This window comes from Acidaminococcus sp. AM33-14BH (assembly GCF_003603525.1).
Taxonomy (GTDB): domain Bacteria; phylum Bacillota; class Negativicutes; order Acidaminococcales; family Acidaminococcaceae; genus Acidaminococcus; species Acidaminococcus intestini.
This window is the reverse complement of sequence record NZ_QTNG01000004.1, coordinates 22,055-35,737: the sequence shown is the minus strand read 5'-3', so window position 1 is coordinate 35,737 and position 13,683 is coordinate 22,055. Positions and strand designations below refer to the sequence as shown.

The 13,683-nt window shown below is 51.2% G+C and carries 16 protein-coding genes; all 16 read right to left on the bottom strand.

Going from position 1 to position 13,683, the window contains the following annotated elements:
* Positions 1–5: 5 nt before the first annotated feature.
* Positions 6–1,265: a UDP-N-acetylglucosamine 1-carboxyvinyltransferase gene (gene murA, locus DW817_RS04005; protein ID WP_021736530.1), complete on the bottom strand. Its 1,260-nt coding sequence runs from the start codon at positions 1,263–1,265 to the stop codon at positions 6–8.
* Positions 1,266–1,339: 74 nt separating this feature from the next.
* Positions 1,340–1,759: a hypothetical protein gene (locus DW817_RS04000; protein WP_131219503.1), complete on the bottom strand. Its 420-nt coding sequence runs from the start codon at positions 1,757–1,759 to the stop codon at positions 1,340–1,342.
* Positions 1,760–1,941: 182 nt separating this feature from the next.
* A complete protein-coding gene (locus DW817_RS03995; RefSeq protein ID WP_014128814.1) occupies positions 1,942–2,130 on the bottom strand; it encodes a hypothetical protein in 189 nt (62 codons plus the stop codon).
* 48 nt (positions 2,131–2,178) lie between these two features.
* The gene (gene atpC, locus DW817_RS03990; protein WP_009015837.1) at positions 2,179–2,619 is read right to left on the bottom strand and encodes an ATP synthase F1 subunit epsilon; all 441 of its coding nucleotides are present in this window, start codon (positions 2,617–2,619) and stop codon (positions 2,179–2,181) included.
* Position 2,620: 1 nt separating this feature from the next.
* Complete coding sequence (gene atpD / locus DW817_RS03985; protein ID WP_367281716.1) at positions 2,621–4,090, bottom strand: F0F1 ATP synthase subunit beta; 1,470 nt, start codon at positions 4,088–4,090, stop codon at positions 2,621–2,623.
* Between the two features lie 24 nt (positions 4,091–4,114).
* Complete coding sequence (gene atpG, locus DW817_RS03980) at positions 4,115–5,023, bottom strand: ATP synthase F1 subunit gamma (protein ID WP_016459423.1); 909 nt, start codon at positions 5,021–5,023, stop codon at positions 4,115–4,117.
* Positions 5,024–5,025: 2 nt separating this feature from the next.
* Complete coding sequence (gene atpA / locus DW817_RS03975) at positions 5,026–6,894, bottom strand: F0F1 ATP synthase subunit alpha (protein ID WP_009015840.1); 1,869 nt, start codon at positions 6,892–6,894, stop codon at positions 5,026–5,028.
* Between the two features lie 133 nt (positions 6,895–7,027).
* The gene (gene atpF, locus DW817_RS03970) at positions 7,028–7,513 is read right to left on the bottom strand and encodes a F0F1 ATP synthase subunit B (protein WP_009015841.1); all 486 of its coding nucleotides are present in this window, start codon (positions 7,511–7,513) and stop codon (positions 7,028–7,030) included.
* Between the two features lie 32 nt (positions 7,514–7,545).
* Complete coding sequence (gene atpE, locus DW817_RS03965; protein WP_009015842.1) at positions 7,546–7,806, bottom strand: ATP synthase F0 subunit C; 261 nt, start codon at positions 7,804–7,806, stop codon at positions 7,546–7,548.
* A 30-nt stretch (positions 7,807–7,836) separates the two neighbouring features.
* The gene (gene atpB / locus DW817_RS03960; RefSeq protein ID WP_009015843.1) at positions 7,837–8,538 is read right to left on the bottom strand and encodes a F0F1 ATP synthase subunit A; all 702 of its coding nucleotides are present in this window, start codon (positions 8,536–8,538) and stop codon (positions 7,837–7,839) included.
* A gap of 12 nt (positions 8,539–8,550) precedes the next feature.
* Entirely contained in the window at positions 8,551–8,937 is a 387-nt protein-coding gene (locus tag DW817_RS03955; RefSeq protein WP_243634064.1) for a hypothetical protein, read from the bottom strand.
* A gap of 10 nt (positions 8,938–8,947) precedes the next feature.
* Positions 8,948–10,108, bottom strand: coding sequence for a non-hydrolyzing UDP-N-acetylglucosamine 2-epimerase (wecB, locus tag DW817_RS03950; RefSeq protein WP_021736573.1), 1,161 nt, complete (start codon positions 10,106–10,108; stop codon positions 8,948–8,950).
* 15 nt (positions 10,109–10,123) lie between these two features.
* Positions 10,124–11,134 carry a glycosyltransferase family 4 protein gene (locus DW817_RS03945; RefSeq protein ID WP_009015846.1) on the bottom strand — a complete coding sequence of 337 codons (1,011 nt, stop codon included), beginning with the start codon at positions 11,132–11,134 and terminating at the stop codon, positions 10,124–10,126.
* 129 nt (positions 11,135–11,263) lie between these two features.
* Positions 11,264–11,911: a hypothetical protein gene (locus DW817_RS03940; RefSeq protein WP_120111164.1), complete on the bottom strand. Its 648-nt coding sequence runs from the start codon at positions 11,909–11,911 to the stop codon at positions 11,264–11,266.
* A gap of 441 nt (positions 11,912–12,352) precedes the next feature.
* Positions 12,353–12,928, bottom strand: coding sequence for a chromate transporter (locus tag DW817_RS03935; RefSeq protein WP_016459420.1), 576 nt, complete (start codon positions 12,926–12,928; stop codon positions 12,353–12,355).
* Positions 12,925–13,464: a chromate transporter gene (locus tag DW817_RS03930; RefSeq protein WP_009015849.1), complete on the bottom strand. Its 540-nt coding sequence runs from the start codon at positions 13,462–13,464 to the stop codon at positions 12,925–12,927. The genes DW817_RS03935 and DW817_RS03930 overlap by 4 nt, the downstream gene beginning before the upstream one ends.
* Between the last annotated feature and the right edge of the window lie 219 nt (positions 13,465–13,683).

Below are 13,683 nucleotides of genomic sequence, written 5' to 3'. Positions count from 1 at the left end.
GCGCCTCAGCCTACGCGCTGGATGTCGGCCCCAAGGGCCGTCATCTTTGTTACTAGATTCTCGTAGCCGCGGTCGATATGGTAGATATCGGTGATTTCCGTTGTACCATCAGCCACAAGTCCCGCAAGGACCATGGCCGCCCCAGCCCGCAGGTCCGTCGCCCGTACCTGGCAGCCATAAAGCTTATCCACGCCTTCAATGAGAGCTGCCCTGCCGCCGCTTGTCTTGATGTTGGCTCCCATGCGCAGGAGCTCATCCACATGCATGAAACGGTTTTCAAAGACCGTTTCAAGGACCGAACTCTGTCCATCGGCAATGCACATCATGGCCATGACCTGGGCCTGCATATCCGTTGGGAACCCTGGGTAAGGCAAGGTCTTGATTGTAATCGGCTTGAGTTTTCTCGGTCCCACGACGCGCACGTCGTTGATTCCTTCTTCAACGGTACAGCCTGCCTCACGGAGTTTGGCAATGAGCGGTTTCATATGTTCGCACAGGACATTTTCCACCTTGATGTCCCCCTGAGTCATGGCACTGGCCACCATATAGGTTCCAGCTTCGATGCGGTCGGGGATGACAATATGCTCACCGCCCTTCATGCATTCCACCCCATCGATATGGATGGCCGTCGTACCTGCGCCGCGCACCTTTCCTCCCATCACATTGATGTAGTTGGCAAGGTCAACGATTTCCGGTTCCTGGGCTGCATTTTCAATGATGGTCGTGCCTTTGGCCATGGAAGCCGCCATCATAAGGTTTTCCGTTGCTCCAACACTGGGGAAATCAAGGTAGATGGTCGTTCCCACAAGTCCGTTCGGAGCCGAGGCCTCAATACTGCCATGACCTTGTTCAATCCGTGCTCCCAGCGCCTCAAAGCCTTTCAGATGGATATCAATGGGACGCGTCCCAATGGCGCAGCCCCCGGGCAGAGAAATCTTGGCTTTTCCCACACGGGCAAGAAGTGATCCCATGACAAGGAACGAAGCCCGCATGGTGCTCACAAGGTCGTAGGGAGCTTCATACCCCGTAACGACATGGCTGTCGATTTTCAGTGTATGAGGTTTGGATGCATCGACTTTAAGGCCCAGGCACTCCAGGACCTTGCAGATGGTCGATACATCTTCCAGTTCAGGCACTTCTGAAATGACGCTGCCTTCCGTCCCCAGGACAGAGGCGGCAATGATGGGCAGGACCGCATTCTTGGCCCCGCTCACGCGAACCGTTCCCGAAAGGCGATGTCCGCCTTTGACTACCAATTTTTCCACTCTGATTCCCTCACTTCTTTGACTGGGGCCTTGACCCAGTACAAGGCTAAACTTCAATCAAAAACCACAGGCGCCTAATGGCGGACGCCCATGCGGTGCTTTCGTAATTTTTCCTGTCTTTCAAGCTCGTCTTCAAACTGCTCGCGCAGGGCTTCTTTCTCCTCTTCTACGCGTTCCTTGGTTTCCTTGAATCCATCTGGATCCCTTTTCTTGTAACCTTTTTCAGCCTTTGACCACGCCTTGCGGTCAGCATCGGCTTTTTTCATCCGCGCCCGGCTCTTGCGGCGTTTGATGAGCTCCCGCACCTGACGTTTGGACAGTTTGGTCTGTGACAGGTGCTGATAGCGGCGAATGAGATACAGGACAAGCATGGGCGGGAAAAAGGCCACCGCAACAATCCAAAAATTTGGATGGTGCATTTTGGTCCTTTTTGCGTCCCAATGGACAAACGCAACAGAAACAACGAGGAACACAACTCCCAGAACGTGTCTCACGCCCAATGGCACCCCCTCAAATGTCCATGGGTCTTGTTACGTCATCATGCGACGATTGATTTTCTTGCTAACTTTTAGATTATACCATACTATACGGCGCTTGCCTACTGTATAGAGCAAAGAAATAAGGCCCTTGGCGCATAAAGCGGGAACCAGGACCATGGCCCCAGTTCCCGCTGAAATCAAAAAATGGAATGCATACGGATACGATCGGCTAGAATGTTATAGTACGTCTCTTTTTCTCGGATGGTCTTTTTAAGGCGCGCCCGCTGCTCGTCTGTATGGGTTTCCTCGAGACGTTCCTTCAGCTCGGCAATCTCGGCCTTTAGTTGACCCATCTTGCTTGCAGCCATCTTGCTGATAAAATCCATTGTGGCTGTCCCCCTCTCGCAAAACATGCTGCAGACAGTTGATTTTCATTAGGTTTCCCATTCATAGGGTGCGACATGCCCCATGAGGTTTGCCGTCTTGAGCCGTGCTTCGGCTCGGCGCAGCGTCTTTTCCGTATGTTCAATATCGGTGAGGACGCCGGGACGGGTTAGGCGCGCCGCAGCTTCATCGCGGACAGCCTCCCATTTTTTCACATCAATATGTTCTGCAAGTTCTGCCTTGGGCGTGAGGATGATGACCTTGTTATCCTTGACTTCGGCGAACCCGCCTTCAACATATAATAGAATAACATGGTTGTTTCCATCCTGCAACTTAAGGGTCCCCTCACCGAGAACGGCAATGAGGGGTCCGTGGTTTGCGAGGATTCCAATGCCGCCTGTGACCGTATTAAGGAGCACATAGGCAATATCCTTTCGCTTCATGAGATACTGATCAGGCGTCAGGACCTCAAGGGTCATTAAACTTGCCATATCACTCGCCTCTCATCTTCCGGCCCTTTTCAATTGCCTCATCAATGGTTCCCACCATATAGAAAGCTGATTCAGGCAAGTCGTCATGCTTGCCTTCAAGGATTTCCTTAAAGCCCCGGATAGTTTCCTTAAGGGGCACATAACAGCCCGGCTGGCCCGTAAACTGTTCGGCGACATGGAAAGGCTGACTCAGGAAGCGCTGGACCTTGCGGGCCCGAGAAACGATAATCTTATCGGCTTCGCCCAGTTCTTCCATGCCGAGAATGGCGATGATGTCCTGGAGTTCCTTATAACGCTGGAGGATTTCCTGAACGCCGCGGGCTACTTTATAGTGCTCTTCGCCGATAATGAGCGGGTCGAGGATTCGGCTCGTCGAAGCTAGGGGATCAACGGCAGGATAAATGCCCAGTTCTACGATTTCACGCGAAAGGACGGTCGTCGCATCGAGGTGGGAGAAGGTAGCTGCCGGCGCCGGGTCGGTGAGGTCATCAGCGGGGACGTAGACAGCCTGGACGGAAGTGATGGATCCATTTTTCGTCGATGTGATTCTCTCTTCCAGGGCCCCCAGTTCATTGGCAAGGGTCGGCTGGTAACCAACGGCACTTGGCATACGCCCCAAAAGGGCAGAAACTTCTGAACCAGCCTGGATGAAACGGAAGATATTATCGATGAAGAGCAGGACATCCTGACTCATGGCGTCACGGAAGTATTCTGCCATAGTCAGTCCTGTCAGGCCAACGCGCATTCTGGCTCCTGGCGGTTCATTCATCTGACCGTATACAAGGGCCGTCTTGTCGATGACACCAGATTCCTTCATTTCACCCCACAGGTCATTGCCTTCGCGGGTCCGCTCACCAACGCCGGAAAATACGGAATAGCCGCCATGGTTGGTGGCCACGTTATGGATCAGTTCCATGATTAGGACGGTCTTACCGACACCAGCCCCGCCAAAAAGACCGATCTTACCACCCAAAGCATAAGGTGCAATTAGATCGACAACCTTGATGCCCGTTTCCATGATCTTCGTTTCTGTTGACTGTTCACTAAGGGCCGGTGCAGGCCGATGGATAGGCCAATATTCACTGGCGTCCACTGGGGTCGGGTCATCATCGACGGCCTCGCCCAGGACGTTGAAGACACGGCCTAGACATCCTTTTCCAACGGGGACGGTAATGGGATGCCCCGTATCAAAGGCTTCCATCCCTCTCACAAGCCCGTCAGTAGAGCTCATGGCGACGCTGCGCACCGTATCGCTGCCGATATGCTGCACGACTTCCGTCGTCAGATGGATATGGATGTCCTTGGTCGGATTCCCGTCAATTTCAATGGCATTGAAAATTGCAGGCAGGGATCCTTCAGGAAATTGAATGTCGACAACAGGTCCCATGACCTGCACAATCTTGCCGACATGACCTTCTTTTTTAGCGGTTAGCCGGGCAACTGCCTGGTCAACACGATTTGTTAACTTAATATCTGACACAGATGGGACCTCCTCTTATTTCAAGGCTTCCGCCCCGCCCACAATTTCATTGATTTCCGTCGTAATGGACGACTGCCGGACCTTCTGGTAATGCAGGCGCAGTTTTCCTAGGAGAGTATTGGCATTATCTGTAGCAGTCGTCATGGCCGTCATACGAGCGGCGAGCTCACTGGCGGAACTTTGGATGAGGGCCGTAAAAATCTGACTCTTGAGATAGTAAGAAGCCAGATAGGGAAGCATCTCCCCAGCTTCCGGTTCGTAGACAAGGGTCGAAAAATCCGTTGGGTCATCTTTTTCCCACACTTCCTGGGCTTGCCATTGCTCATCATTTTCAAAGTTCGTCTTCAGGGGCAGGATGGCATCAGTGCGGGGAATCTGGACCATAGGAGACTTAAAGTACGTAAAGATGAGGTCCACTTCGTCCACTTCGCGGTGCGTAAACATACTAGCCGCATAGTCGGCAATCTCCTCGGCGGCTTCGTAGGTTGGCTTCTCGCTGAATCCTTCCCATTCCCGCACGACGTTGTAGCCGTGGTGCAACAGTCCCAGACGGGCCTGCTTTCCTACAGCAATGAGAGGGGACTCTTCCTTTCCACGAAGCTCGATGGCCGTGTGCTTGACTATGTTGCTGTTATAGGAACCGGCAAGACCCTTATCGGAACCGATCACAATATAGGCCGTCCTGTACAGAGGCCGCCGTTCAAGGAGCGGGTTCTTTACAGGATCCAAATGGGCCAGGACGGACGGATCACTGATGGCTTCCTGAAGGAGGCGCTGGAGCTTCCTTGCAAAGGGCAGGCTCGCCGTGGCTCGCTGCTGGGCCTGATGCATACGGGCCGACGCGACCATCTGCATGGCACCGGTAATTTTTCCGATGCTGCTGACGCTCTTCATGTGGGCCCTGATTCCACTGGTATTGGCCATGATCATTCACTCCCTATAGGGGCATCTTCCGGCGTGGGGATAAAGACCTTGTTATGATCCGTAAGTGCATCATTCAAGGTTTCCTTGACCTCATCCGTCAGTTTCCCCGTACTCGAGATCTGCGCGAGGATGCCTTCGTAATGGGCCTTGATGTAGGTCAGCATCTCATGTTCATAGCGAATGACATCGGACACAGGGATATGGTCCATATATCCCTGTGTCACAGCATACAGTCCAATGACTTCTTCTGCCATGGTCAGGGGATGATACTGGGCTTGTTTCAGCATTTCTGTCACGCGGGCCCCACGGTCAAGCTGCATCTTGGTTGCTTTATCGAGATCGGAACCAAACTGAGCAAAGGCGGCGAGTTCCCGATACTGGGCCAACGTGAGTCGCAGCGTTCCCGCAACGGATTTCATGGCCTTTGTCTGGGCAGCCCCACCAACACGAGAAACGGAAAGACCGGCGTTAATGGCAGGCCGCACACCGGAATTGAAAAGATCCGTTTCCAAATAAATCTGCCCATCCGTAATGGAAATGACGTTCGTTGGAATATACCCGCTCACGTCGCCAGCTTGGGTCTCGATGATAGGAAGAGCCGTCATGCTCCCTCCGCCATGGGCTTTATTTCGGCGGCAAGCACGTTCAAGCAGTCTGGAATGGAGATAAAACACATCGCCCGGATAAGCTTCCCGTCCAGGCGGACGGCGCAGGAGCAGGCTCATGGCGCGGTAAGCCACCGCGTGCTTGCTTAGGTCATCATAAACAATGAGGACATCTTTGCCCTGATCCATGAAGTATTCCCCAACAGCCGCTCCGGCATAAGGCGCCAGATACTGCAGCGGGGCCGTATCGGCAGCGGTCGCGGCAACAATGAGGGTATAGCCGGAAGCTCCATATTTTTCAAAAGCAGCCGATAAACGGGCTACACTGGAAGCTTTCTGCCCAATGGCTACATAAATGCAGATGACGTTCTTACCTTTTTGATTGAGGATAGTATCGATGGCAATGGCCGTTTTTCCCGTTCCGCGGTCACCGATAATGAGTTCACGCTGGCCGCGGCCAATCGGAACAAGGGCATCCACAGCCTTAAGACCTGTTTCCAGAGGTACATCAACAGGCTGTCGCGCTGCAATGCCAGGAGCCGGTGATTCGATAGGACGATAATCGGAAGCTTTGATGCTGCCCCGCCCGTCCAGGGGCAGACCCAAAGGACTGATGATGCGACCCAGCATTTCCTCGCTCACGGGAATGCTCATAATCTTCCCTGTGCGGCGCACCGTGTCCCCTTCCTTGACCTGACTGGCACCGCCCAAAAGGACGATGCCCACCTCTTGTGGCCAAAGGTTCTGGACCATGCCGTAAATCCCATCATGGAGAGAAACAAGTTCACCGCTCATAGCTCCCCCAAGACCCGTCGCTGTACAGATTCCGTCGCCGACAGTCTTGACTATTCCGATTTCCTCAAGACCCACTTCATTATCAAAATGTTCAACGCCGGCTTTCAGTGCGTCTGTCAGATGATCCGTGCCGGACAGGCTCTCTTCTCTTAGGTGGATAGTCTTCATGAGTTCATCCATCTTTTCAAGCTGGCGCTTGACCGTGGCATCGAAGATATGATCTTCATAGCGAACGGCAATGCCGCCCACAACAGAAGGATCCACCGTGCGAGACGCGATTTCAACATTTTTTCCAAACTTTTCACTTAAAAGCTTTGTTACAAGGACTTCTTCGTCCCCGACGAGCGGTCTTGCCGTCGTCACGTCAAGGGGAAGAACGGAACCAGCAGGGAAAATCGCCCTGTCATCGTCCGTTACATGGAGCCGCATGAAGACCTGCTTCCAAAAGCTTTCCTTATTTTGACTATCCATACGTTCTATTTTCCTCCCAAAACGGCTGCCTGCGGCAGCCGTGGAATCTCATGCATCACCTGAGGCCATTGTCACAAAAATGGCCGTTATGACGACGAAAAGAAGCCCGCCACAATGGGGAGCTTCCTTTTTTTCAGCGACTTTGGAGAGCCTCATCCGTCTTACGGGCCACAAGCGCCTGGTCTTCCTCACTGGTAAGTTTTGCCTGCAGGACGCGGCTGGCAATTTCTGTACTGAGGGCAATAACCTGTTCACGCACATCAAGAAGGGCCTTTTTCTTTTCAGCTTCCACCCGCTCGCGGCCGCTTTCAAGGAGAGCATCCCGTTCCTTTTGTGCTTGGGCCAAAGCCTCGTCATGGAGCTTCTGGGCATCAGCGTTAGCCTTAGCAATGATATCGCTGGCTTCCTTACGGGCCGTCTTCAGCTGATTGGCATATTCAAGCTTTAGGGTCTCAGCTTCCTTACGGGCGTGTTCTGCCGAATCAAGGTCCTTGACAATGCGGTTGCGGCGATCATCCATGGCCTTTAACAGCGGCTTGTAGGCGAATTTTGCCAAGATCCAGAGCAGGATGATGAAGTTCACGATCTGGGCAATTATCGTATAGTTCACACTGACCATTCAAAGCACATCCTTTCTCGGAAACTGAAGCCTCATTTCGTCACAAAGGGATTGGCAAAGATGAGGACAATGGCGATAACGGAGGCAATAATAGGAATGGATTCGACAAGACCGATGCCGATCAGCATGTTAGTCTGGAAGCTGCCGGCCTGTTCAGGCTGGCGGGCCATGCATTCGAGGGCCTTTGTGGCGACACTAGAGTCCCCGCGGGTGGCAGCAAAGGAGGCACCGACACCAATGAGGGCAGCCCCTAAGATAGAAGCAACAATGATAATGGTATTCGAATCAAGCATTTTGATCGTCCTTTCGTTTCTCAAAGAAATTTACTCGTGGGCCTGTTTGAAAATAGGCGCCAAAGCAATGATGGTCAGCATGGTAAAGATAAAGGCCTGCAAGAAACCAATGATCAAGCTGAAGCCGATCCAAAGATTAGGGATGATGAACGGGACCAGCTGATACAAGACGGCAAGCAGGATTTCACCGGCAAGGATGTTGCCAAAAAGACGCAGGGCCATGGTCAGTGGCTTTGCGAGCTCTTCCAAAAGATTGAGCGGCAGCATGAGGGCAAAAGGAGAAATGAGATGTTTGAAGTATTTCGGTCCCTGCTTGATGCAGCCAAAGATATAGGTTGCCACCGCAACCATGATGGATAGACCCAGCGCCACGTTGATATCATTCGTAGGTGACGAAAAATGGAAGGCTATGGAGGGCATCAATCCAATTTCGTTCGCCACAAAGATAAACAGGAACAGGGTGATGACAAAGGGAGTCGCCATCCGGCGTCCTTCAATGCCAAGGTTAGCGTCCATGAGTTTATCAAGCCACTCAATGAACATTTCAACGAGGTTCTGGATCCCGTGGGGAATCCGCTCCACGTGGCGGGTAGCCGCAAAGACAATCGCTGCCACAATCAGCATGGTAAGCCATGACATGTACATGGTTTGCATGTTGATGACAACACCGGGCAGGATCTCCGTTGGTCCATAATGGATGATTTCCGTACCCGCAGCTTCTGCTACACCCATGTTATCACTTCCTTAATCTGTAGGGAATTTCCCGATGCCCTTTCGGGCCATCTGGATGAGAAGAAGTCCATAAAAAAGCAAATAGGAAAAAAGCACCCTGTGCCCACCCCAATCAAGCTTGAGACCAATGAGGACAAAGACCAGGACAGTACCAAGCCGCACGAACATCATGCGGTGCATGGAAAGCGCCGCATGATGGGGAGCCTTTTTCATGCCGCTGTAAAGGCCATAAAGGAACAAGGCCGAATCACACCAGCCAGCGAGGCTTCCCAGAAGCCAACCGCCGGGCTGGGGTGAGAACATGAAGGCAAAGCCGCCTACCAAAGGAATTGCCAAGGCCTGGAGGGCTGCAAGACGAAGAACATCACGCTTAAATGAAGGCGGCAAGGGATGTGGCATATGTTTTCCCTTATTTTTCACTTTCAAATTCCGTCATACGCCCCGTTTGATAACCATAGGCTTCCAAGAGATAACTTACAATGCGCTCCGAGGCTTTGCCATCCCCATAGGGATTGACGGCTTCGGCCATACTGCGGTAATAGGCTTCATCACTCAAAAGGCGCATGGTCGCGGCATATACATCTTCCTTGCCCGTCCCGATGAGTTTCACCGTCCCTGCCGTAACTGCTTCAGGACGTTCCGTCGTATTCCGCAGGACAAGGACCGGTTTACCAAGAGCCGGAGCTTCTTCCTGGATTCCGCCCGAATCCGTAAGGACGATATCGACGCGAGCCATGAGATTGGCAAACGGTTCATAATCCATGGGTTCAATGAGGTGTACGCGGTCCATCTTACCAAGGACCTGTTCCGCCACTTCCCGAACCTTGGGATTCTTGTGCATGGGGAAAATGGCTTCCGCTTCCGGATAGTCACGGAGAACTTCCTTCAGGGCCTGATAGACATGGCGCATCGGTGCCCCCAGGTTTTCCCGGCGATGGGTCGTCATGAGGATTAGCTTATGATTGCTCCGGATGGCCGCTTCCAGTTTCGGATTGTGGAAATCAAAAACATCCTTTACAGTCTTTTTAAGGGCATCGATGACCGTATTCCCCGTTACATAAATGGCATCTTCCGGGACATTTTCCTTTAGCAGGTTCCGCTTGGCGTTGCCGGTTGGTGCAAAATGAAAGTCAGCAATGGCACCGGTGAGCTTGCGGTTCATTTCTTCCGGATAGGGAGAATATTTGTTTCCCGTACGCAGACCGGCTTCTACATGTCCAACACGGATTTGACGGTAAAAAGCAGCCAAAGCACCTACAAAAGTGGTTGTCGTATCTCCATGGACAAGGACAAGATCGGGCTGGGCTTTTTCGAGAACATCCCTAAGGCCCATGAGGGCACGGGTCGTGACATCATAAAGGGTCTGTCCAGCTGTCATGATGTTAAGGTCATAATCCGGCTTGATGTCAAAAAGGGTCATGACCTGATCCAGCATTTCCCGGTGCTGGGCCGTCACAGCAACAATCGGTTCGATAGTGTTCGGATATTTCCTCATTTCGAGAATAAGCGGACACATCTTGATGGCCTCCGGCCTCGTTCCAAAGATTGTCATGACTTTAAGTTTTTCCATAATTACGCCCCTATTCTAGCGATCCTTCAGGATGCCGATTTTCTTGGCACCAATGAAGATGATGGTAATGAGTACGCCCAGAAGGACAAGGGCATAAACCCCGTCCACTTCTGTAAGCAGTACGGCGGCAAGGCAAAGCCCTGCACTGATGAGATACATGAAAATAACAGCCTGACGCTGACTAAAGCCCATAGCAAGGAGCCGATGGTGGATGTGACCTTTGTCGGGCTGAAAAATGGGCCGGCCATTTTTATAGCGACGCAAAATGGCAAAGGCCGTATCCATAATGGGAAGCCCCAAGGCAATGGCAGGGACCAAAAGTGCAATAGTCGCTGCACTCTTGACAGCGCCAAAGATTGAGATGGCCGCCAACATGTAACCCAAAAACAAGCTTCCCGTATCTCCCATGAATATGGTAGCAGGATTGAAATTGTAACGGATGAACCCAATAATGGCACCAGCAAGGGAAGCCGTCATGATGGCGACTGGATACATGCCCTGCTGGAGCGCAACCATAATGACCGTCACGGAGGCAATGGCCGAGACACCTGCCGCAAGGCCATCAAGACCGTCAATGAGGTTCACGACATTGGTCAGGCTGACAATCCAAAAAACAGTAAAGGGAACGGAAAGATAATCCAGATAAAAATAACCACCCCAAGGGTTATTGAGCCACTCGATGCGGACACCAAAAAGGACGGGGATCAAAGCCGCCACAATCTGTCCCACGAGTTTGACCTTGGCCGACAGCTGGATCATATCGTCGACCATGCCAACAGCTGCAATTGCGGCACCGCCCAAGAGAATCCCGATGACATCCGTTGTCAGTTCAAGTGTTGTGAGCGCCGCCGTCATAAAGCCAATAAAAATGGCAAGACCGCCCATGCGCGGCATGATGCGGTGATGAACCTTTCTAGCATTCGGCCGGTCCACAGCGCCGAGGTGAAATGCCAGTTTTTTGACAGCCGGTGTCAGGATCCAGCTGATAACAAGAGAGAGGCCCAACGCCACAAGATATGGTTTCACAAAAATCCCCTTCTGCGGAAGCTTCCGCCTTTGAGTCTATGTATTGCTGAAAGATGGGAAGCATCACTTCTTCCCGTTGGTACATACAAAGTATATTATAGTACATCGTCAGAAAATCTACAATGACTCTTACAGCCTATCCAACGATTTGCCCGTTCCTTCCTGTTCTATTACCGGACGGGAAAAGAGGATGAGTCCCCCTTTTTGTTTATAGCCCGTATCCCAAAGTTCCTTAAGAGAGAGCCAGCGCCAGGATCCATAGGTTGTGACTTTCACCATGACCTCATCGTAGAAAGTCTCATAGCCCGTAAGCAGGAACCAGTGCCAAACAAGATCCCGAAAGCTAGGTGCGCGGTGCTTAAGATTAAGGTACGGCAGGGGCCATCCGGCATCAATCTGGTGTTTTACAAGTTCAGCTGAGGATTCATAGGAATGATTCCCCGACCATCCTGTCAGGATAAGATCATTTATACCGCGGTCACACAAGTAGTTCGTAAAGCCTTCCATATAGATGGAAAGCTTGTCGATGCCCGTGATACGGGGCTTTAGGTAGGGTTTCATGATCATGCCCAGTTCCAGGTAGGCTGCTTTGGTCATTTTTTTCTGGGCCTGGGGCGCTGCATCAGGAAGGTTTTTATAAAGGGAAAAATAAAGGCTGCAGTCTGTTGCTGTAACGGCAGCACAGCCGCCCTTTCGCATCCACCAGTCGTGGGTAAACCATTCCTGGCTGCCCCCAAAAGCACCCTCTATGGAAAAATATGGAAGTTCACGTTTCATGAGTCCGCCCCCTCACAAATAAGTTAGGTATAGGTAATCTCTAGCGTGCCCCTAGTGTATCACATTTTTGTAGGAGAGGAAATATGGAAGGGAAAAACAAAAGGCAGGCTCCCTCACCAGACAGGAAAAAGACAAATGAAATCAGTCCAGCCAAAATCGCAGGTTAGGGTGACCAAAGATGACTTGAAGGTAGGTGTTCCACTCTTTTCCTTATCTTTGCCTTGCTGCAAGATGGCCTTAGCCTGGAATCGCCTTGACAAGATATGATGTTACCTTGGAATCATCTTTTTTCACTTCGCCATAAGGCACAGCATGACAGCAAATCAAAACGGTTTTGTCCTTATTAAAAAGCCATGGGCGACCTTTCCCCTCAGCTCCATAAATAAAAATCAGCTCCCCTGCCTTACCCTTTCGGTGGAAACAGGAGAGCTTTTTATTTTTCTACCTTCCAAAATGAAATACGACGCCAACCACGGCAGCTGCAGCAAGCCAGACCACAGGGTGGACCTTTTTGAACTTCGTCGTAAGGATGAGCAGTACAGCTGCCAATAAGAGACGGCTCCCAATGAGAGACGAGAAGAAGTTTCCCGTTTCTTTCCAAACAGCGGCGTCAATCAGAGTCACTTTTGCTACCAACAGTCCTGCTGCCGCTATCAGGCCGCAGGAGGCAGCCCTGAGACCATACATACCAGACTTGACGTAATGATTCTGGCCGAATTTCTTGAGCACACTGTAGATAGCGATTACAACGATAACAGACGGTGTCACAAGGCCAATGGTGGCAGATAACATCCCTGTCAGCCCATCAATATGGAATCCCACATAGGTGGCCGTATTGACGCCAATAGGCCCTGGTGTCGATTCTGAGACGGCAATCATGTTGAGCAAATCCATCTGCGTAAACCAGTGTGTCTTATCAGCGAGTTTCGTTAAGAACGGGATGGTAGCCATGCCGCCGCCTATCGCAAATAGGCCAATCTTGAAATACTCTATGAACAGGGCTAAGAGAAGCATCATGCGTCACCGTCCTTTCTTTTTGCCGCAATTCCGACAAGGCCGGCAGCTACGACGAGATAGGCGGGTGAAATGTCCGTGATCACGTTAATGATAAGGACGAGAAAAAAAAGTACAGCGGTCAGTTTGTCCACGACGGCCTTTGCAAAAAGTTTCCGCACGGCCTGAAAAATCAGGATACATACCCCAACGCGAATTCCGGCAAAAGCATCGGCCACAGCAGGAATATGGGCAAAATTTGACAAAAAGGCCGCTATGGTTGTAATGATGACCATGGATGGGAAAATAACACCAAGCGTGGCCGCCAGTGCACCGGCAACACCTCGCAGCTTCATACCAATAAAGGTTGCCGTATTGACGGCTATGACACCAGGCGTGCACTGTCCAACGGCATAATAGTCGGCCAGTTCTTCATCCGTTGCCCAGTGATATTTGTTTACAACTTCTGCCTGCAAGATGGGCAGCATTGCGTAGCCACCGCCAAAGGTTACCGCACCCATGCGGGCAAACACGCTGAATAATTGCCAAAGTGAGGCCATAGGATCGACTCCTTTCATATTTTACAAGTGTAGCACATCGGCTTCCTAAATACTACCGCCTGATAAAAATGATTCTTTATCCTAGTAAAAAAGAAACAGGAAAAAACATTTGAAATGGTCTTTTCCTGCTATCTTTTGTATTTTTTATATTTTCTTTTATTTTCTTATAAATTATGACATATTTACATAAAAATCATTGCGTACTTTTTGGATAAATCG